Genomic DNA, 18,938 nt, shown 5'->3' on the forward strand with positions numbered 1-18,938 from the left:
TAAATTTTATAATTACAGTTGCCTGCTTAATGTCTTTTTTAAAAAATTTCTCTTCATAAACAATTCTCCTTTTAATATATTACTAATAGGACTATATATAAGAAGAATGCGTAATTATAAAAGAAATTATTTTTTATTTTTTAATTCTAAAAGTATAGGTGTTATATTAAGTACAATAGATATAATCGTCAAAACCCATAACGCCCTTTCCATACCAGGTACTACATCTAATAAAGCCGACCAATCCTCCACTTTTACCCACCCAGATACAAGACTGTATTCTAAACAAAGTTCTAATGCTGTAAATGATAAACCTATTGCCATAGCAAGTTTATAATCCTTTCCTGCTTTATACATATAAAGATTAGTAAAAGTTGCTACTATAGCAATAGCCCCTAATATTATCCACATAATTTTACCTCCATTATATTTTTATTTATGTAGTATAAACTTACTATTTAGTCTCTCTTTCATTGTACAAAATATGGAAACATAAATCAAATATACAACATACTGTAAACAAATTATCCAAAAAATAAAAACATACATAGATTTGATTTACGCAAATATATGTATGTTCCTAATTCAAAAATTTTTCGTAATATCAATGGAGAAAAATATCCTTTCCATTTCACCATATACGTTAATGCTTACATTTCCCCCTATTCTGCCTAAGCGTGCCATTTTATCTATTATTCTTCCACCTAAACCCAAGGATCACTTGACCACCAGCCCTTGACACATTAAATCCATATGCTATAATATGAAATATACTTCATGTGAAGCTTACTTCATATTAATAAGGGGGTATATATTTGAAAAATAAAGTTAAAGAACTGAGGGTTGCTAACAATTTAACACAACAGCAATTAGCTGATTTAGTCTGTGTTTCATCACGAACTATTATTTCACTTGAAAAATGGCAATATAATCCCTCTATTATGTTAGCATATAAAATAGCCTGCATTTTTAACACAACTATCGAAGATCTATATTGTTTGGAGGAGAATTTAAAAAATGAGGAAAAAAATATATAATAAAAAAGGATTTTTTAGTGGAATCATAAGCTTACTATTAGCTACAATACTTATTATAACTATGATTATTAAAGACTATCATCAAATGAGTAATATGAAAATCCAACTTAGCCAGCCATATTTCTCATTTTTTGAAATAGCTAAAAATACACCTCCTATTAGACACAAAGGAATACCTATGATAACTACTTTACCAAAATTATGAATATAAATACTTTGAATTACTATTAAAAAATTTCAATATAATGTATGAAACTTCATTGACACATATTACGTTTAGTGATATATCTATATTACAGTAACCGTAATAAGGAAGGGGTGATTATATGAGGGACAATGTAAAAGGTGGTGCTTTAACGGAAACGACTTTATTTGTGCTGCTAGCTGTGTATCAGCCTAACCATGGATACGGCATAATGCAGTTCATCGAAAGTAAAACTTCAGGTCGCTTATCTTTGGGGGCAGGGACACTTTATGGAGCCATCAATACTTTAGTAAAGAAAAAGTGGATTGTTCTTTATGGGGAAGATAGGCGTAAAAAAGAATATATAATAACAGAAGAAGGAAAAAAAATTGTTGAACTAGAGGTTAAGCGTTTAAAGAAACTTCATGATACTGCTATAGAAATTATTGGAGGTATAAGTAATGAATAAAAGGGTGTATCGATATTTTTTAGGTTTTTTAGAGAAACAGGAGAAATTTTTAAATGATATGTCTGCCAAGGGTTATCGCTTAGTAAAAACAGAGAAACTATTATATGAATTTGAAACTTGTACTCCAGAAAAATATGAGTATTGTATTGAATTTGTAGCTGATAAATCTTATAAAGAGATAAAGGAATATCAAGAGTTTTTAGCTTCAATGGGTTTTAGGAGCTTTAATAAAAATTTAAATCTGAATTATTCCCATGGTAAAGTAAGGTGGCGCCCTTGGGCAAAAGGTATGGGTCAAATTGCTGCAAATCCTGGAAGCTATAATAAAGAAATATTAATTCTTGAAAAAGAAAGGGATGGTAACCCTTTTAAGCTGCATACAGATTTTCGGGACTTGATAAGCTACTATAAATCCATTCGCAATATATATTTAACAACTATGGTATTAGCATTGGCTTTTTTCATATGGAGCTTCTTTCCTCATTTTATCACCAATGGAACCATTGTATTTAGAATGGCCATGGCTGCAATAGAGTTGATATTTTTAATTCCTACAATTATGTATACAAGGATAGTTTTAGAATATAAAAATGAATTGAAAATCTATGAATAATAAAAATTAAGGTAAGAGCTATTACTTCTTAGTTCTTACCTCTTACTTATCCATAAATTAATAATTTAATTTTTCGTAATGTCAATGGAGAAAAATTCTCTTTAACTGTCAATTGTCCATTGTCAACTGTCAACTAAATAAAGTGCTGTGCACTTTATTTAAAGTACTCCACTCCAGACTTAAATATCTTCATATCCATTTCGCCATATACATTAATGCTAACATTTTCCCCTATTCTCTCTGAGTGTGCCATTTTACCTAATACCCTTCCATCTGGGCTTGTTATTCCCTCTACTGCATAGTAGGAACCGTTAGGATTAAATTCAATGTCATAGGTAGCATTTCCATTAAAATCTACATATTGGGTAGCTATTTGTCCATTGGCAATAAGTCTTTTTATTTCTTCTTCACAAGCCACAAATCTTCCCTCACCATGGGATACTGGCACTGTAAAAGTATCTCCCACATTTACATTGCTGAACCAAGGAGATTTATTTGAAGCTATTTTTGTTCTAACCATACGGGATACGTGTCTCCCAATTTTGTTATAAGTCAGTGTTGGAGAATCCTCAGTTATTTCCCTTATTTCACCATAAGGTACTAGTCCTAACTTAATTAGTGCTTGGAAGCCATTACATATACCTAAAGCTAATCCATCTCTCTTGTTTAAAAGATTCATAGCAGCTTCTTTAATTCTTTCATTTCTAAATACAGTTGCAATAAACTTTCCCGATCCATCTGGTTCGTCTCCTGCACTAAATCCTCCAGGAATCATTAATATATTACATGAATTTATAGCCTTTACCATAGCTTCTATAGAATCTTCTATATCTACTATACTGTTATTTTTAAACACTACTATATTTGACTTTGCTCCTACCCTCTGGAATGCTCTACTAGTATCATACTCACAGTTAGTTCCCGGGAATACAGGTATAAATACTTCTGGTTTAATATTTTTTAATACTGAAACCCTCTTTACTTCACTATCGTATTCTATATTTTCTATATTCATATGAATAGCTTCTGTTTTAGTTTTAAATACGCTTTCTAAAGGAGCTTCCCACCCCTGTATTAATTTATCTAGGTCTATTTTTTCATCTCCTATAGAAAAATAAGATTCCGCTGTTGTTTCTCCTAATAATTTATAAGAAATATCCTTTAATTCTTCTTCCACTTTTACTTCATCATTAAATTCTACTACTATAGAACCATATTCTGGTGAAAGTAAGTTCTCTATATTTATCCAAGAATCTTTTTCAAACTGAACTCCAACCTTATTACCAAAGGCCATTTTGCTTACTGCCTCTACTATACCACCCCCTGTTACTGCATAAGCTGAAATTATTTTTTCTGTGTTTACAAGGGAGTTAATTCTCTCATAGTTTTTCTTTAATGCTTCAAAATTTGGCACATAGTACTTATCCCTTGGTAAGCTGATTAATACTACTTTATGTCCCTCACCTTTAAATTCTGGTGATATTACATTCTCTACATTTACTACATTTACTCCAAAAGCTATTAAAGTTGGTGGCACATGTAATCCTTTAAAGCTTCCTGACATACTATCTTTTCCACCTATAGCTGGTATATCTAAAGCAGTCTGAACTTTTAATGCTCCTAATAGTGCTGAGAAAGGCTTGCCCCATTTTTCTGGATTTTCACCAAGCTTTTCAAAGTATTCCTGACAGCTTAATCTTATTTTTCTGTAATCTCCACCAGAAGCTACTATTTTAGCTACAGCTTCAATTACCGCATATAATCCTCCATGAAATGGACTCCACTCTCCAATATAAGGATTATATCCATAACTCATTATAGTACCAGCATTAGTTTCCCCTTCTAGCATAGGAATTTTAGCTGCCATACTTTGAGAAGGTGTTAAAGAATATTTTCCCCCAAAAGGCATTACCACAGTTCCAGCTCCAATAGATGAGTCGAATCTTTCTACCAACCCTTTTTGGCTGCATACATTTAATTTTTTTAATGTATTTATAAATGCGCTTTCAAAAGTTTCATAATTCTTATCATATTTATTAAAGAAGTTTTCACTTTCTTCTGGAGCTTTTACCATTATATTTGTATAGCTTGTTGCTCCACTGGAATTTAAAAATTCTCTATGAATATCTACAATTAAATTTTCTCTCCAGTACATTCTAAGTCTTTTTTCTTCTGTTACTTCTCCAATTTTTGTAGCTTCTAAATTTTCCTCATGGGCAAGTTTTATAAATCTATCTACATTATCTGGACTAATTGCTATAGCCATTCTTTCCTGTGATTCAGATATAGCAAGCTCTGTTCCATCTAATCCTTCATATTTTTTAGGAACTAAATCTAAGTTTATATTTAAGCCATCAGCAATTTCTCCTACAGCTACGGACACTCCGCCAGCACCAAAGTCATTACATCTTTTAATCATTCTAATTACTTCTTCATTTCTAAAAAATCTTTGAATTTTTCTTTCTGTTGGTGCATTTCCCTTTTGAACTTCTGAACTACATTCTACTATGGATTTTTCATCGTGTTCCTTTGAGGAACCAGTAGCTCCACCGCAGCCATCTCTTCCTGTTCTTCCACCTAATAGAATAATACAATCCTTCGGCATTGGAGTTTCTCTTATAACATTTTCTTTCTTAACTGCTCCAATAACTGCTCCTACTTCCATTCTCTTAGCTACGAAACCTTCATGATAAACCTCTGACGCATGACCAGTAGCTAATCCAATCTGATTACCATAGGAACTGTATCCTTTAGCAGCTGATAGAGTTATTTTTTTCTGAGGTAATTTTCCCTCTAAAGTTTCCTCAATGCTCTTTCTAGGATCTCCACTTCCTGTTACTCTCATTGCCTGATATACATAGGATCTTCCTGATAGTGGATCTCTTATGGCTCCTCCAAGACAAGTAGCTGCTCCACCAAAAGGTTCAATTTCTGTAGGATGGTTATGGGTTTCGTTTTTAAACATAACTAACCATTCTTCTAACTTTCCATGTACTTCTATATTCACCGTAATACTACATGCATTTATTTCTTCACTTTTATCTAAATCTTCTAATTTGCCTTCCTTGGATAACTTTTTCATGGCAATAGTAGCTATATCCATAAGTGAAACTTTTTTATCTCTTCCTTTATATAAATCCTTTCTAATGTTTAAATAGTTTTCATATGTTTCTTTTAATGGTGCATTTTCTTCTTTATCCTCTATATTAACTTCTTCAATTACAGTGTTGAAAGTAGTGTGCCTACAGTGATCTGACCAATAAGTATCAATTACTTTAATTTCTGTAATTGAAGGATTTCTATTTTCCTTTATAAAATATTCTTTACAGAACTTTAAATCATTTAATGAAAGAGCTAAGCCTTCACTATCTATAAATGCCTTTAACTCTTCCTCACTAAAATTAATAAAATTGTCTATAACTTTTATATCCTTTGGGGTTTCTAAATTTAAATCTAATGACATAGGCTTTTCAAGACTTGCTTCTTTAGAATCTACAGCATTTATGCAATATGATTTTATTTTTGAGAATTCTTCTTTGTTTATATTTCCTTTTAAAATATAAACTTTCGCAGTTTTTATGTTAACACCACTGCTTTCAGTAAGTATTTGAACACATTGAATTGCTGAATCCGCTCTTTGATCATATTGTCCTGGTAAGTATTCTACTCCAAATACTTTTTCTCCAATTCCTACAGGTAATTCTTTCTCATATATATAATCTACCACTGGTTCAGAAAAAATTATATTCTTAGACTTATCTAACTCTTCCTTAGTAATTCCTTCTATGTCATATCTATTTATTATTCTTATATTTTCTATGCTGTTAATTCCTAAAGTTAATTTTATATCCTTTAAAATTTCATCTCCTTCTACATCTAATTCCTTTTTCTTTTCTACGTAAATTCTAAATATTTCATTTTTCATAATGCTATTTATCCCCCTCATTACGAACAATATTTTATTAATCATATTATTTATTCGCTTTTATTATAACATATAATATTTAACATTCATAGATAAAATCAAAAATTAATAAATAGTTTATTGTTATTAAATCTTCATTATGTTATTTTAATTAGTGGGTAATGTGATAATTATTTTCATCTAAGGAGGACAATTATGATTTTGCTGAAAAAATATATTAAAAAGCTTTATAATTTTTCATGGAAATTTGAGGATATTATACTATTTATCTTTATCTTTATAATTAAATCCTATATTTTTCAAAAGAATATTTCTCCCACATATTTTAACTTTAAGAGTATATTAAATCCAATTTTATGTTCACTACTAATTATAATTTCTATAGGACTTTTATTGACTAGGAGATTAAGATGGATTTATCTATATATAGTAAACATTTTTATTAGCATACTGTATATAATTGATTTAATTTATTACAAAAGCTCTGGAGATTTATTATCCTTTGTTTCAATAAATAATGGATATCTAAAAGATATTATTTTAACTAGTCCTTTAAATAATTTTTTAAATATACAAAACTTATTATTTATTGCTGATTTTATAATTTTATTTCCTCTTATCCGTAAAAATGCTACTAAGCACAGTAAAAATATACACTATATGACAAGAATAATAATCTCCCTAATGCTTTTTTTAGTAAGTATTGTAACTAATAATTCATTTATAAATACTTTAGATAAAGAACAACCTGGACTTTTAAAGAATATGTCAAACAAAACCTATGTGAGCCGAGTTATTGGAGATTTAAATTATCATGCCATTGATGCTTATAATTATTTTATAAGAAATAAAAAGGACATCATTTCAATAAATTATAGTGATAAAGAAATAAAGGATTTTCTATACAGCAATTTTAATAAAAAAGCTGCCAATAATTATACTGGACAAGGTAAAGGCAAAAATTTAATAGTAATACAGATTGAATCACTACAAAATTTTCTTATTGATAAGAAAGTTAATGGTGAAGAGATAACCCCTAACTTAAATAAATTTATAAAAAGAAGTTTATACTATAATAATTGCTTTTATCAGGTTATGGATGGCAATACTTCAGATAGTGAGTTCATGTTAAACAATTCACTATATCCTTTAAGCTCTGGGGCAGTTTATTATAAATATGCATCAAACTATTTTAATTCATTGCCTAAGTTACTTAATGATAAAGGCTATACTACTGCCGCTTTTCATGGAAATAATGAGGGCTTTTGGAATAGAGCTGTTATGTACAAGTCCCTTGGCTTTCAAAATTTTTTTGGTGCTCACAGTCTTAATATCGATGAAGAGATAGGTTTAGGACTTAGTGATAAATCTTTTTTTAATCAAAGTTTAGAAAAGATAAGTTCACTTCAGGAACCTTTTTATTCTTTCTTAATAACCTTAAGCAGTCATTATCCTTTTACAAACACTGATAACACTTTTAATAAGGGAGAATTAAAAAACACCTTTTTAGGTGATTATTTTAGCTCCATACACTATACGGATGCTCAACTAGGAATGTTTCTAGAAAAGTTAGAAGCTGAAGGACTTCTTGACAAATCCATTTTAGTTATCTATGGAGACCATAATGGTGTTCCCTATGGCTATATGGAGGATTTATACAAATTAGATAAAGTCAATAATCCAAATGAGCTGGATTATTTTATGTATCAAAAGGTGCCTCTTTTAATTCATTTTCCAAAGGATGAGTACAGTGGATTGAATAATAAATATGTAGGTCAAATGGATATATATCCTACTATAGCAAATTTATTTAATTTGAATAATCCCTATATGTTTGGAAATGATATTTTAGATTCTTCACAAAATAAGGTACTTTTCTCTAGTGGTTCATTTATAGATAAAAATATAGTATATTTTTCCTCAAGTAATTGCTATTATGATATAAGCTCTGGTAAGAAAATGCCTCCTTCTGAATATCTTAAAAATTTAACTAACCAATATAAAAAAGAATTGAATTACTCTGAAACCATATTAAAAAATGACTTGATTAAAACATTTGCTAAAAACAATCCATAATAATTTTAATAGAAAGGTTAATATGTTATAATGATTATGTTTGAAAACATTTTAGCTATATAAAATAATAAACAAATCATATTTCAAGGTGGGAAGCGCATGAAAAAGAAATTTACTCTACTGTTTACAATAATTTTTGTATCTTCTATTTTATTTTCATCCTGTGCTAAAAAAGAAGAACCTTCAGTTACTAAAGAAAATTATTTATTAGGCACCATAGTTCAGTTAACGGTTTACGGAAAAAATGCAGAAGCAGCTTCAAATAAGGCTATGGATGTTATTTCTGATTTGGATGATAAAATGTCACCTAGCAAAGATACTAGTGAAGTATCCAAGATAAATAAAAATGCAGGTAAAGCCTTTGTTAAGGTTAGTGATGATACCTTTACAGTAATTAAAAAAGCTTTAGAGTATTCATCCCTTTCAAATGGAGCCTTTGATATAACTGTAGGACCATTAGTTAATCTTTGGGGAATAGGTACAGATAAAGCTAGAGTGCCTTCTCCACAAGAGATAAAAGATAAATTAAGCTTAGTAAATTATAAGGATGTAATACTAGATGAGAACAATAGATCCGTTAAATTAAGAAAGCCAAATGAGGCTATTGATTTAGGTGGTATAGCAAAGGGTTATACTGCAGATAGGGTTAAAGAAGTATTAGTTAATGAAGGAATAAAGACTGCTTTTATAAATTTAGGTGGAAATATAGTTACTTTAGGGAATAAGCCAGACGGTTCTTTATGGAACATTGGCGTACAAGATCCATTACAGACTAGAGGAGAATACTTTGGTATAGTTAAGGTATCTCATAAATCTATAGTCAGCTCAGGTAATTATGAAAGATATTTTATGAAGAACGGTAAAAGATATCATCATATTTTAGATACAAAAACTGGATATCCTTCAGATAATGGTATAATTGCTACCACAATTATATCAGATAAGTCTATAGATGGAGACGCACTTTCCACTACAGCCTTTGTACTAGGTTTAGATAAAGGAATGAAATTAATTGAATCCTTAAAGGGTGTGGAAGCTATTTTCATAACAAAGGATAAAAAGGTATATACCACCTCTGGATTAAAGGATAATTTCAAAATTACAAATCAGGAGTATATTTATGAAAAAGGGAGATAAAGTAATTCTTATTGTAATATTAGTTGTGATTATATTAGGATTCTCAGGTACTTTTATTTATAAAAATTATATGAAATCCTCAGATAAAATTGCTGTAATAAAACAGGATGGAAATGTACTAAAAAGAATCAATTTAACTAAGCTGACTAGTTCTACAGAAATGACTATAAAAACTAAAAATGGACATTTCAATAAGATCGTTATTGAAAAAGACAAAATAAGAATATTAGATGCAGATTGCCCTGATAAAGTTTGTGTAAAAACGGGTACAATATCACAGCCAGGAGACAGTATTGTATGCCTTCCACATAAGCTGATTATTACTATTGAGGGAGATAAAACTCATAGTGAAGTGGATGCTACTGCTTATTAAAATTATTGGATACGTGCAGGTGATTAGATGAAAAATACAAGAAAGTTAACTTTTTTAAGCTTATTAATTAGTATTGCCTTAGTTATATATATAGTGGAGGCTCAATTTCCTTTAATAATCCCAGGGGTTCCAGGTATAAAATTAGGTCTTGCTAATTCCGTATCACTTTTTGCTCTTATTACCCTGGGAGGCAAAGAAGCATTACTTATAATGTTTCTAAGAACTATTCTAGGTTCCTTTTTAGGTGGAACAATGTCCTCCTTCATTTACAGCATAGCAGGAGGATTATTGAGCAACCTAGTTATGATACTGCTTTATAAGAAATTTAATAAGCATTTAAGCCTTTGGAGTATTAGTATATGTGGAGCTGTATTCCATAACATTGGACAATTATTAGTTGCTTCTTTGGTAATACAAGATTTTAGAGTTTATTTATATCTGCCAATACTTTTAATTGCTGGTGTAATTACAGGTTATTTTATTGGTGTATTCACTAGCTTTCTATATAAACATACAAAAAAATTGCCTCTATTTAATGACTTAAAAACTTTAAATTAAAAAAAGCGTAGGTTTAAACCTACGCTTTTTTTATTAGCTATTTACAGCTTTACTTTCTACTTTTGTATTTAAGTTAGCAATAGCCTTCGTTGGACATTTTCCTACACATACACCACATTGTGTACATTTATCATAATCTATTACAGGTAAATTATTGACCATAGTGATTGCTTCACTTGGACAATTTCTTACACATATACCACAGGAAATACATCCTACTGAACAAGCATTTTTAACTTCTAGTCCTTTATCATGTGAGTTACATGATATACGTACTTTCTTTGATACAGGTGTTAATTCAATAACATTCTTTGGACAGATATTGACACAAGCTCCGCAGCCTGTACATGCTTCTTCATCTACTACAGCTATGCCGTTTACTACATGTATAGCATCAAATGTACATGCCTTAACACAACTTCCTAATCCCATACATCCAAATCCACAGGACTTTGAACCTGCTCCTGGAATGTTTGCTGCGTCAACACAACTCATAGATCCAAAATATTCATATTTTTCTTTAGCTTTATCACAAGTTCCCTGACATTTTACATATGCCTTTTTAGGTTCTGATGTATCAACTTTTACACCCATTATATCACCTATTTTTGCTGCAACAGCTGCTCCACCAACTGGGCATCTATTTGGCTCTGCACCTGCATTTACAACAGCGTCAGCATAAGCGTCACACCCTGCAAATCCACATCCACCGCAATTTGCGCCAGGTAATGCTTCTCTAACTTTTGGAACTCTTTCATCAACTTCTACAGCAAATTTTTTAGATGCATATCCCAATAGAATACCGAACACTATACCAAGTCCACCCAGACTTAGCATAGGATATAATATAGCACTATCCATTATTTTGCACCTCCCTTAAATTAATCCTTGGAAGCCTAAGAATGCAATAGACATAAGTCCTGCTGTAATTAAGGATATTGGTAAACCTTTTAAACATTCTGGCATTCCTTCATTTAAATCCATCTTCTCTCTTATTCCTGCAAGGAGAACTATAGCAAGAGTATATCCTAAAGCTGCTCCTAATCCGTTTACAATAGATTGTATTAAATTATATTTTTCATTCATATTTAAAACAGCAACAGCAAGAACAGCACAGTTAGTTGTTATAAGTGGAAGATATATACCTAATGCTTTATAAAGATCAGGACTTGATTTTTTAATAACCATTTCAACAAACTGAACCAATGCTGCTATAACAAGAACAAAGGCAAGAGTATATAAATATTCTATATGCAATGGTACTAAAATATAATTAAATACTAAATATGCCATTGTAGATGCTAATACCATAACAAAAGTAACTGCTGCTCCCATACCAGTTGCAGTTTCAACCTTTTTAGATACTCCTAAGAATGAGCATATTCCAAGAAATCTTGACAAAACAAAGTTATTTATTAATAACGCACTTATAAATATGGCAAAAAGATTCAATATGGTTCACCTCTCTTTTATTAAAAACCAAAATACAAATTAATTGTTTTTAGCTTTCTTTAAGTTGTTTTTTGCTATTAAAGCCATGATAATTCCAAGAGTGAAGAATGCACCTGGAGCGAGTATCATTATTAGCGCTGGTTGATAGCTTCCAGGCATTATTTGGTATCCAAGTATTTTACCTGTTCCTAAAATCTCTCTTATGGATCCCAATATAACTAGTGCTAAAGTAAATCCGAGTCCCATACCTACTGCATCCCAAAATGATTCAATAACAGTATGTTTATTGGCATAAGCTTCTGCTCTTCCAAGAATTATACAGTTAACAACTATAAGTGGAATAAATATACCTAGAGCTTTATTTAACTCAGGTGCATATCCTGCAAGTAAAAACTGAATAACTGTAACAAAGGCTGCTATAATTGTTATATAGGCTGGTATACGTATTTCATCAGGTATAACCTTTCTAAGAAGGGATATAGCTATGTTCGAACCTATTAAAACTACAGTAGCAGCTATTCCCATACCAATACCATTTTTAACACTTGTACTAACTGCTAAAGTTGGACACATACCTATAACCTGAACAAATATAGGATTCTCTTTAAAGACTCCCGCTTTTAACCTTTCGGACATTACGCTCATTGTTATTTTCCTCCTTTCAAATTGGAATCATAAAACTTAACTGCTTCGTTAACTCCAGTTGTTACTGCTCTAGAAGTTATTGTTGCGCCAGTCAAAGCAGAGATTTGGTCATCTCCTGAAGCTTCACCTTTAACAACTTTTAATTCTTTTGCAGGCTTATTTGTATATTGACCCGAAAATTTTGGGTTAGGAGCGTTAGCACCAAGACCTGGAGTTTCTGAATGGCTTAATATCTTAATTCCAGTAATTTTTCCATCAGTTGATATTCCAACCATCATATCAATTAATCCACCATATCCCTTTGGATCAACTCTTAATATATAGCCATCTATTTTACTTCCATTGTATCCTTCATTTACTTCTTTAATTAACCCAGAAGCTTGTTTATTGGAAGCCTTAAATTCAGTAGCAGATGGAAGGATTATCTGCATTGCTTCACTTTTAGTTTTTTGTTCTTGTATAGCTATAGGTTCCTTAGTAATCTTTTGTGCAAATCCTAAAAGGAAACCAGAAACTGCTGTAATTATAAGTAAAATTATACCTAATCTAATATCATCCTTCATTTTATTTCACCTTCCCGAATATTTTTGGAGTTGTCCATCTTTCGATTAGTGGAACAAATAAATTCATTATAATTATTGAATAACAAACACCTTCTGGATATCCTCCTAATATACGGATGATGGAAGTCAATACTCCGCAGCCAACTCCAAATATAATTTTACCCTTAGGAGTAATTGGTGATGTGGCATAGTCAGTAGCCATAAATATAGCCCCTAGCATTAATCCACCTGTGAATAATTCATAAAAAGGATTTGGAGCTCTTCCAACTATTGCAGTAATTACAAAGGTTGTTCCTATAAAGGTTACTGGAATTCTCCAATCAATTACATGTTTATATAATAGATAAGCTCCCCCTATTAAAAGGGCTAAAGCTGAAGTTTCACCTATGGATCCACCAACATGTCCTATAAATACATTCATTAAACTTGGAGCAACAGCACCTGTTACTTCTTTGCCTTTTAATATAGCAAGTGGTGTAGCTGTTGTAACTCCATCTAATGTCCAAGTAGTCATTAGTACTGGCCATGATGCAAGTAAAAATGCTCTAGCTGCTAAAGCAGGATTCATTATATTTTGACCTATTCCACCAAAAAATTGTTTCACAATTATTATTGCGAATATACCACCTATAACTGGTATCCAAAGTGGTACTGATGCTGGTAAACAAAAGGCTAAAAGTAATCCTGTTACAACAGCGCTCAAATCTCCAGTAGTATTTTTTTGTTTTGCTGCTTTTTGCCAAATATACTCAGAAGCTACACAGGAAATTACTGATACAAGTATTACTAATAATGCCTTTAATTTAAAGAAGTATACTCCTGCAATAGCTGCTGGAAGTAATCCAATTATAACATCTCTCATAATTGACTGTGTAGTGTCTTTTGCACGTATATGTGGAGATGAGGATACGGTATACATTGTTGTTTCAGACATTTATATTCACCTCTTCATACTTTCTATTATTATTTCTTCTTAGAAACTGCTTTTTTGCCTGTACGAATTCTTTGTAATAAGTGACGTTTTGCTGGACATATAAATGAACAACATCCACATTCAATACAGTCTCTCCCGTTGAATTCATTGAACATTTCAAAGTTATTTAAGGCTGCTGCAGTAGCAATTTTTGTAGGCATTAAATTCATTGGACAAACTTGTAAACACTTTCCACAACTTATACAGTTTGATTCTTCTCCAATTTCAGCTGCACTCTTAGTTAGGCAAAGAATTCCTGATGTTCCCTTAGTTGCTGGTACATCTAATGAATACATTGCCATACCCATCATAGGACCGCCAGATATAACCTTTAATGGTTCTTCTGAGAATCCGCCTGCAAAATCTACTAATTCTCTTACAGAAGTTCCAATTTTAAATCTAATATTCTTTGGTTCCTTTACAGCGTCACCAGTAACAGTAACAACTCTTGATGTTAAAGGTTTACCATTTACAACTGCATTGTATATTTCATATACTGTATCTACGTTTTGAACTATACAACCTGCATCTGCTGGAAGTCCGCCTGATGGTACTTCTCTCTTAGTTATTGCATAAATCAACTGTTTTTCTGCTCCCTGAGGATACTTTGTTTTAACAGCTTCCTGCATAGCTTGGATAGCATTCATCTTATTATCCTCTATGCCAATATATCCTTTAGCATTTGGGAACAATTTTAAAATTATTTTCAAACCCTCAATAATTTCATTAGTTTTTTCAAGCATCATTCTGTGGTCACATGTTAAATATGGTTCACATTCTGCTGCATTTACAATTATGAATTCTATCTTTTTATCTGGTGGTGGAGCAAGTTTTACATGAGTTGGAAAAGTAGCACCACCCATACCTACTATTCCTGCTTCTTTAATAGTATTAAGGATTTCTTCATTTGAAAGCTTGCTATAATCTTTCTTTTCAGTTGGTATTTCTTCATACTGTCCATCATTTTCGATGATAACAGCTGTAGATTTAGCACCATTAAATAATGTTACTGGAACTACATTTTTTACAGTACCAGAAACACTAGCATGTACATTGGCTGAAACAAATCCTTTGGCTTCACCTATTTTCTGTCCAACTAATACTCTGTCTCCCTTTTTAACAGTTGGTTCAGCAGGTGCGCCAATATGCTGTGACATTGGAATAACAATATCTCCCTTTGGTAAATATTCTTCTATTTGTTTGTTTTCAGTATAATGTTTACCATGAGGAGGATGTACTCCGCTTTTAAAAGTTAATAATTCCATAAAGACCCTCCAATCTATTAATTTATACATTAAATTACCAATATTGAATTTGGTCAATTTATAATAATGCCCAACTTCAATATTAAATTGTTCTGCGAATCATGTCAAGGGTTTTTAAATATTTTTAATTTTAAAACGGTGAAATAAAGAATATATACTTTCAACCAGTTTATTATTCTACAATAATATATAAATTACTCTATTTTTATCAATTTGAATACATATTTTATCCCATGTAATGATGAGAATACTTGCTATATTTCAACTATTTACACTATTCTGATGAGGAATTCCACTTCCTACATAACACTGTAACCTCATCATTACAATACCAATATATCCATTGGTTAACACTGCTATAATTAAGGAATAATTATAGATAATTGAATATTTTTTTTATTATTTATTCATGCATCTATTTCTACCTCTCCAAATATTATAGCATTACCACCCAAATATATGGAGCCATTCTTATTAAGTATATAAATTATACCCTTTTTATTCATAATCCACCCTTGTTCTACAGAAAATTCTTCTAAATCCTTATTCCAATAGGATTTTAAATATTCTCCTAAAGCTCCAGCAGCAACCCCTGTAATGGGATCTTCATTCACTCCAAATAGTGGATTAAATTGCCGAGCATGTATTAAATTTCTTTTATCTATAGTATCAAAGGTAAAGGGATAAAAGCCCTTACTATTGGTGCGTTTTGATATTTCCTTTAATTTCTCAAAACTTGGTTTCAAATTAAATAATATCTCTCTATTCTTTAAAGGTATCATAATTTTAGGTGTACCTATAGAAGCTATTTTTATGGGTAAAGAATAATCCCTTTGTTCTTGACTGATGCCTAAAGCTTCTAATATTATATTTTCTTTTATATTTATATCCTTTATTTCAGCCTTTGCCCCTTGCATAAATATTTTATCTTCATTAATAATCACATTAAGTTTACCTGCTTTGGTGTGCATAAATACTTTTCCATTAATGTTTTCTTTAATCTTCATATATTTAAAAGCGGAAATAGTGCCATGTCCGCATAGGTTTGTTTCCACCTCTGGAGTAAAATATCTCAATTCATAGTTTAAATTATCCATTTTCCTTATAAAGGTGGTTTCTGAATAACCTAACATCTTTGCTATCTTTAGCATTTCATCTTCTTTAAGTCCTTCATTTAACACTATTCCTGCAGGATTACCCTGATCTTTTGAATCTGTAAAAGCTTTAAATAAAAATACTTTAACCATAATCTTACCCCCCAATTCCCCTTATTTATATTATAGGAGATTAATTTTTTCTTGCAATAACATATATTCATTTTATTATGATATAATACCGTTGTAAATATATGAAATTCTAAATGTAATGCTTAGAAATGGAGAAATGTGATGGATACTAGTAGAATACTTTATATAGCAGCATTTGCTGGAGAAATAATGCTTCAAAGCGGCGGGGAAACCTATAGAGTAGAGGAAACTATTTCTAGAATTTGTGCTTCCTATGGTGTAAAAGATGCAGATAGTTTTGTAACACCTACTGGAATAATTATTTCCGTAACAGATGTGAAAGGTACTACTATCTCTAAGGTAATACGAGTTAAACATAGGACTGTGGATTTAGATAAAATCTCTGAGGTTAACGATTTATCTAGAAGAATTTGCGCTGAAAATTTATCTTTAGATTTTGTTGAAAAAGCATTAGATGATATACTTAATAACACTAAATATAGTAATCGCACTCTGATTTTTGCTTCTTCTATAGCAGCTGGCTTTTTCACATTACTTTTTGGTGGAAATTATAAAGACTTTTTTGTATCATTATTTATAGGGGCAGTCATAGAAGTTCTTTCTATAGCATTAAGCAGAATAGAAACAAATGCATTTTTTATAAATGCCATTGGAGGTGCCACTGCATCTTTTATCGCTCTTTTAAGTACATCTTTAGGTATAGGAAACAATACAGATAAAATAGTTATTGGATCATTAATGCTTCTTGTTCCTGGTCTTGCAATTACCAATGCAATAAGAGATTCAATAGCTGGAGATTTAGTTGCTGGCACTTCAAGAACCGCTGAGGCATTTTTAACAGCTATTGCTATTGCTGTTGGCAGCGGTATTGTATTTACACTATGGATAAAATATTTTGGAGGAGCTTTTATATGATTGGTAATATATTACTTTATTCTCTTTATTCCTTTATTGCTACTTTTGGTTTTGCAATTATTTTTAATATAAAAGGCAAAAAGCTTTTCTTTGCTGCCCTAGGCGGAGGTTTAAGTTGGTTTATATATTTAATATCTTTACAATGTAATATGACCAATGTCTTATCCTTTTTTTATGCTTCTGTAGTTGGAGCTATTTACTGTGAAGTCATGGCAAGGATTTTAAAAACTCCTGTTACCACTTTTATAATTTGTACTATAATTCCCTTAGTTCCTGGTGGAGGTATGTATTACACTATGTTAGAAACTACTAGAGGAGATATAAACAAATCCTTAAGCACAGGTTTAAATACAATTATAATTGCCGGAGCTATAGCCGTAGCATTGGTTATGGTATCATCCATTACCAAACTTATTACCTATAAGAAAAGGAAAAAATGAGCAAATCCATTCTGCTCATTTTATAAACATAGTTAATGTACTTAACAGTTCATCTACTTTGCCTTCTGATTTATCATTGTCACCTTGAAGAAAACAGTCCTTAGCATAATTTTCTAAAACCAAGGTCCCAACCTTATTGATTGCCGCCCTAATAGCCGCTATTTGAATCAATATATCTTTACAACAGGTTTCATTATCCACCATTTTTTCTATTCCCTTTACCTGACCTTCAATTCTTTTAAGTCTATTTTGAATATCTTTTTTTGCTCCGCAATCTTTCGCCATGATATCACTCCTATTCCGAATACCCTTACCAGGTATATGGGTATTATATCATTTATCTTTAACTTATTCAATGATTATTATTCAATACTTATTTAAAAACCTTTTTATTTAATCATATATAAAATGTAGTGAATAATATCCATGTTTAATACATATTCTTCATATATAAATAAATTTAAAGGTGATTGATTTGAAAAAGAAAAATTACATATTAGTGTGGATTATTATAGGTGCTTTATTTTCACTGACTTCCTGCAATAATATGAATACAATAGGCAAAACTAAAAAAAATAATTATTATTATACAAATATAATTGCCAAAAATATTAAAATGGAATCTGAGTATAAATGTGCTATAGTAGATACAAACTTTTACAAAGGAAAAGAATTGACAAACAAGGATTCACCTATTATAGATAACTTTATAAAATGTTTAAATACTAAATATTTTATATCCAAACCTAAGGATCTGCCAGATAAGCCTCTTTATAAAATGTTTTTAACTTTTAAAGAGGATAAGTTTGTGATAAATGTATATAACAAAAAATATGTATCTATTCATCCCTGGGATGGTTATTATGAAATGGACTTTATAGATATGACCAATATACCTTCCTCCTACAATCTTTTTAATCTTTGTAATTATCTTATTCCAAGATAAAAAAAGTGCGATGCACTTTTTTATCTTGTAGATAAGTAAGTGGCAAGAGCTAAGAAGTAATAGTTGTAGTTAAACTCTTACTTCTTAACCCATTAGCTCTTACCTAAATAACACTGTACT

Annotated in this window: 21 protein-coding genes; 11 read left to right on the forward strand and 10 right to left on the reverse strand. The window is 30.8% G+C overall.

Annotated elements, in window-relative coordinates; all coding sequences use genetic code 11:
* Positions 1-126 precede the first annotated feature (126 nt).
* Positions 127-411 (reverse strand): hypothetical protein, encoded by a 285-nt coding sequence (locus CLLI_RS09440; RefSeq protein ID WP_106063966.1) that lies wholly within the window; start codon positions 409-411, stop codon positions 127-129.
* A gap of 404 nt (positions 412-815) precedes the next feature.
* Between CLLI_RS09440 and CLLI_RS09445 the strand changes: the two genes are divergently transcribed.
* The 4 genes from CLLI_RS09445 to CLLI_RS09460 all read left to right on the forward strand — a co-directional run bounded on the left by CLLI_RS09445 (position 816) and on the right by CLLI_RS09460 (position 2,303).
* On the forward strand, positions 816-1,037 hold the full coding sequence (locus tag CLLI_RS09445) for a helix-turn-helix transcriptional regulator (protein ID WP_106063967.1): 222 nt from the start codon (positions 816-818) through the stop codon (positions 1,035-1,037).
* Positions 1,018-1,242, forward strand: a complete 225-nt coding sequence (locus CLLI_RS09450; RefSeq protein WP_106063968.1) for a hypothetical protein — start codon at positions 1,018-1,020, stop codon at positions 1,240-1,242. The genes CLLI_RS09445 and CLLI_RS09450 overlap by 20 nt, the downstream gene beginning before the upstream one ends.
* A gap of 121 nt (positions 1,243-1,363) precedes the next feature.
* Complete coding sequence (locus CLLI_RS09455) at positions 1,364-1,690, forward strand: PadR family transcriptional regulator (protein WP_106063969.1); 327 nt, start codon at positions 1,364-1,366, stop codon at positions 1,688-1,690.
* Positions 1,683-2,303 (forward strand): DUF2812 domain-containing protein, encoded by a 621-nt coding sequence (locus CLLI_RS09460; protein ID WP_106063970.1) that lies wholly within the window; start codon positions 1,683-1,685, stop codon positions 2,301-2,303. Before CLLI_RS09455 ends, CLLI_RS09460 begins: the two co-directional genes overlap by 8 nt.
* Before the next feature lie 154 nt (positions 2,304-2,457).
* Here the strand turns inward: CLLI_RS09460 and CLLI_RS09465 are convergent, their stop codons facing one another.
* A complete protein-coding gene (locus CLLI_RS09465; protein WP_106063971.1) occupies positions 2,458-6,228 on the reverse strand; it encodes a phosphoribosylformylglycinamidine synthase in 3,771 nt (1,256 codons plus the stop codon).
* A 195-nt stretch (positions 6,229-6,423) separates the two neighbouring features.
* Between CLLI_RS09465 and CLLI_RS09470 the strand changes: the two genes are divergently transcribed.
* The 4 genes from CLLI_RS09470 to CLLI_RS09485 all read left to right on the forward strand — a co-directional run bounded on the left by CLLI_RS09470 (position 6,424) and on the right by CLLI_RS09485 (position 10,372).
* Entirely contained in the window at positions 6,424-8,304 is a 1,881-nt protein-coding gene (locus tag CLLI_RS09470; RefSeq protein ID WP_106063972.1) for an LTA synthase family protein, read from the forward strand.
* 99 nt (positions 8,305-8,403) lie between these two features.
* Positions 8,404-9,441: an FAD:protein FMN transferase gene (locus CLLI_RS09475; RefSeq protein WP_106063973.1), complete on the forward strand. Its 1,038-nt coding sequence runs from the start codon at positions 8,404-8,406 to the stop codon at positions 9,439-9,441.
* Positions 9,425-9,814 (forward strand): NusG domain II-containing protein, encoded by a 390-nt coding sequence (locus CLLI_RS09480; RefSeq protein ID WP_106063974.1) that lies wholly within the window; start codon positions 9,425-9,427, stop codon positions 9,812-9,814. The genes CLLI_RS09475 and CLLI_RS09480 overlap by 17 nt, the downstream gene beginning before the upstream one ends.
* Before the next feature lie 27 nt (positions 9,815-9,841).
* Positions 9,842-10,372, forward strand: a complete 531-nt coding sequence (locus CLLI_RS09485) for a Gx transporter family protein (RefSeq protein ID WP_106063975.1) — start codon at positions 9,842-9,844, stop codon at positions 10,370-10,372.
* 33 nt (positions 10,373-10,405) lie between these two features.
* On the opposite strand, the gene rnfB is transcribed toward CLLI_RS09485, so the two are convergent.
* From rnfB to CLLI_RS09520, 7 genes are all read right to left on the reverse strand, one after another.
* Entirely contained in the window at positions 10,406-11,233 is an 828-nt protein-coding gene (gene rnfB / locus CLLI_RS09490; RefSeq protein WP_106063976.1) for an RnfABCDGE type electron transport complex subunit B, read from the reverse strand.
* Positions 11,234-11,248: 15 nt separating this feature from the next.
* A complete protein-coding gene (gene rsxA, locus CLLI_RS09495; RefSeq protein WP_106063977.1) occupies positions 11,249-11,824 on the reverse strand; it encodes an electron transport complex subunit RsxA in 576 nt (191 codons plus the stop codon).
* Between the two features lie 39 nt (positions 11,825-11,863).
* Positions 11,864-12,469, reverse strand: coding sequence for an electron transport complex subunit RsxE (gene rsxE / locus CLLI_RS09500; RefSeq protein ID WP_106063978.1), 606 nt, complete (start codon positions 12,467-12,469; stop codon positions 11,864-11,866).
* Between the two features lie 2 nt (positions 12,470-12,471).
* Positions 12,472-13,032 carry an RnfABCDGE type electron transport complex subunit G gene (locus CLLI_RS09505; protein ID WP_106063979.1) on the reverse strand — a complete coding sequence of 187 codons (561 nt, stop codon included), beginning with the start codon at positions 13,030-13,032 and terminating at the stop codon, positions 12,472-12,474.
* A gap of 1 nt (position 13,033) precedes the next feature.
* On the reverse strand, positions 13,034-13,966 hold the full coding sequence (locus tag CLLI_RS09510) for an RnfABCDGE type electron transport complex subunit D (RefSeq protein WP_106063980.1): 933 nt from the start codon (positions 13,964-13,966) through the stop codon (positions 13,034-13,036).
* A gap of 29 nt (positions 13,967-13,995) precedes the next feature.
* Entirely contained in the window at positions 13,996-15,270 is a 1,275-nt protein-coding gene (gene rsxC / locus CLLI_RS09515) for an electron transport complex subunit RsxC (protein ID WP_106063981.1), read from the reverse strand.
* A 407-nt stretch (positions 15,271-15,677) separates the two neighbouring features.
* Positions 15,678-16,517: a PhzF family phenazine biosynthesis protein gene (locus CLLI_RS09520; RefSeq protein WP_106063982.1), complete on the reverse strand. Its 840-nt coding sequence runs from the start codon at positions 16,515-16,517 to the stop codon at positions 15,678-15,680.
* A gap of 141 nt (positions 16,518-16,658) precedes the next feature.
* Here CLLI_RS09520 and CLLI_RS09525 point away from each other — a divergent pair, with 141 nt between their 5' ends.
* Both CLLI_RS09525 and CLLI_RS09530 read left to right on the forward strand, forming a co-directional pair.
* Complete coding sequence (locus CLLI_RS09525) at positions 16,659-17,432, forward strand: threonine/serine exporter family protein (protein ID WP_106063983.1); 774 nt, start codon at positions 16,659-16,661, stop codon at positions 17,430-17,432.
* On the forward strand, positions 17,429-17,872 hold the full coding sequence (locus CLLI_RS09530; protein WP_106063984.1) for a threonine/serine exporter family protein: 444 nt from the start codon (positions 17,429-17,431) through the stop codon (positions 17,870-17,872). The genes CLLI_RS09525 and CLLI_RS09530 overlap by 4 nt, the downstream gene beginning before the upstream one ends.
* Positions 17,873-17,887: 15 nt before the next feature.
* Here the strand turns inward: CLLI_RS09530 and CLLI_RS09535 are convergent, their stop codons facing one another.
* Positions 17,888-18,157 (reverse strand): metal-sensitive transcriptional regulator, encoded by a 270-nt coding sequence (locus CLLI_RS09535; RefSeq protein WP_106063985.1) that lies wholly within the window; start codon positions 18,155-18,157, stop codon positions 17,888-17,890.
* 190 nt (positions 18,158-18,347) lie between these two features.
* On the opposite strand from CLLI_RS09535, the gene CLLI_RS09540 reads away from it, so the two are divergent.
* The gene (locus CLLI_RS09540; RefSeq protein WP_242975575.1) at positions 18,348-18,818 is read left to right on the forward strand and encodes a DUF4883 family protein; all 471 of its coding nucleotides are present in this window, start codon (positions 18,348-18,350) and stop codon (positions 18,816-18,818) included.
* Positions 18,819-18,938: the final 120 nt, after the last annotated feature.

The organism is Clostridium liquoris (genome assembly GCF_002995785.1).
Taxonomy (GTDB): domain Bacteria; phylum Bacillota; class Clostridia; order Clostridiales; family Clostridiaceae; genus Clostridium_AO; species Clostridium_AO liquoris.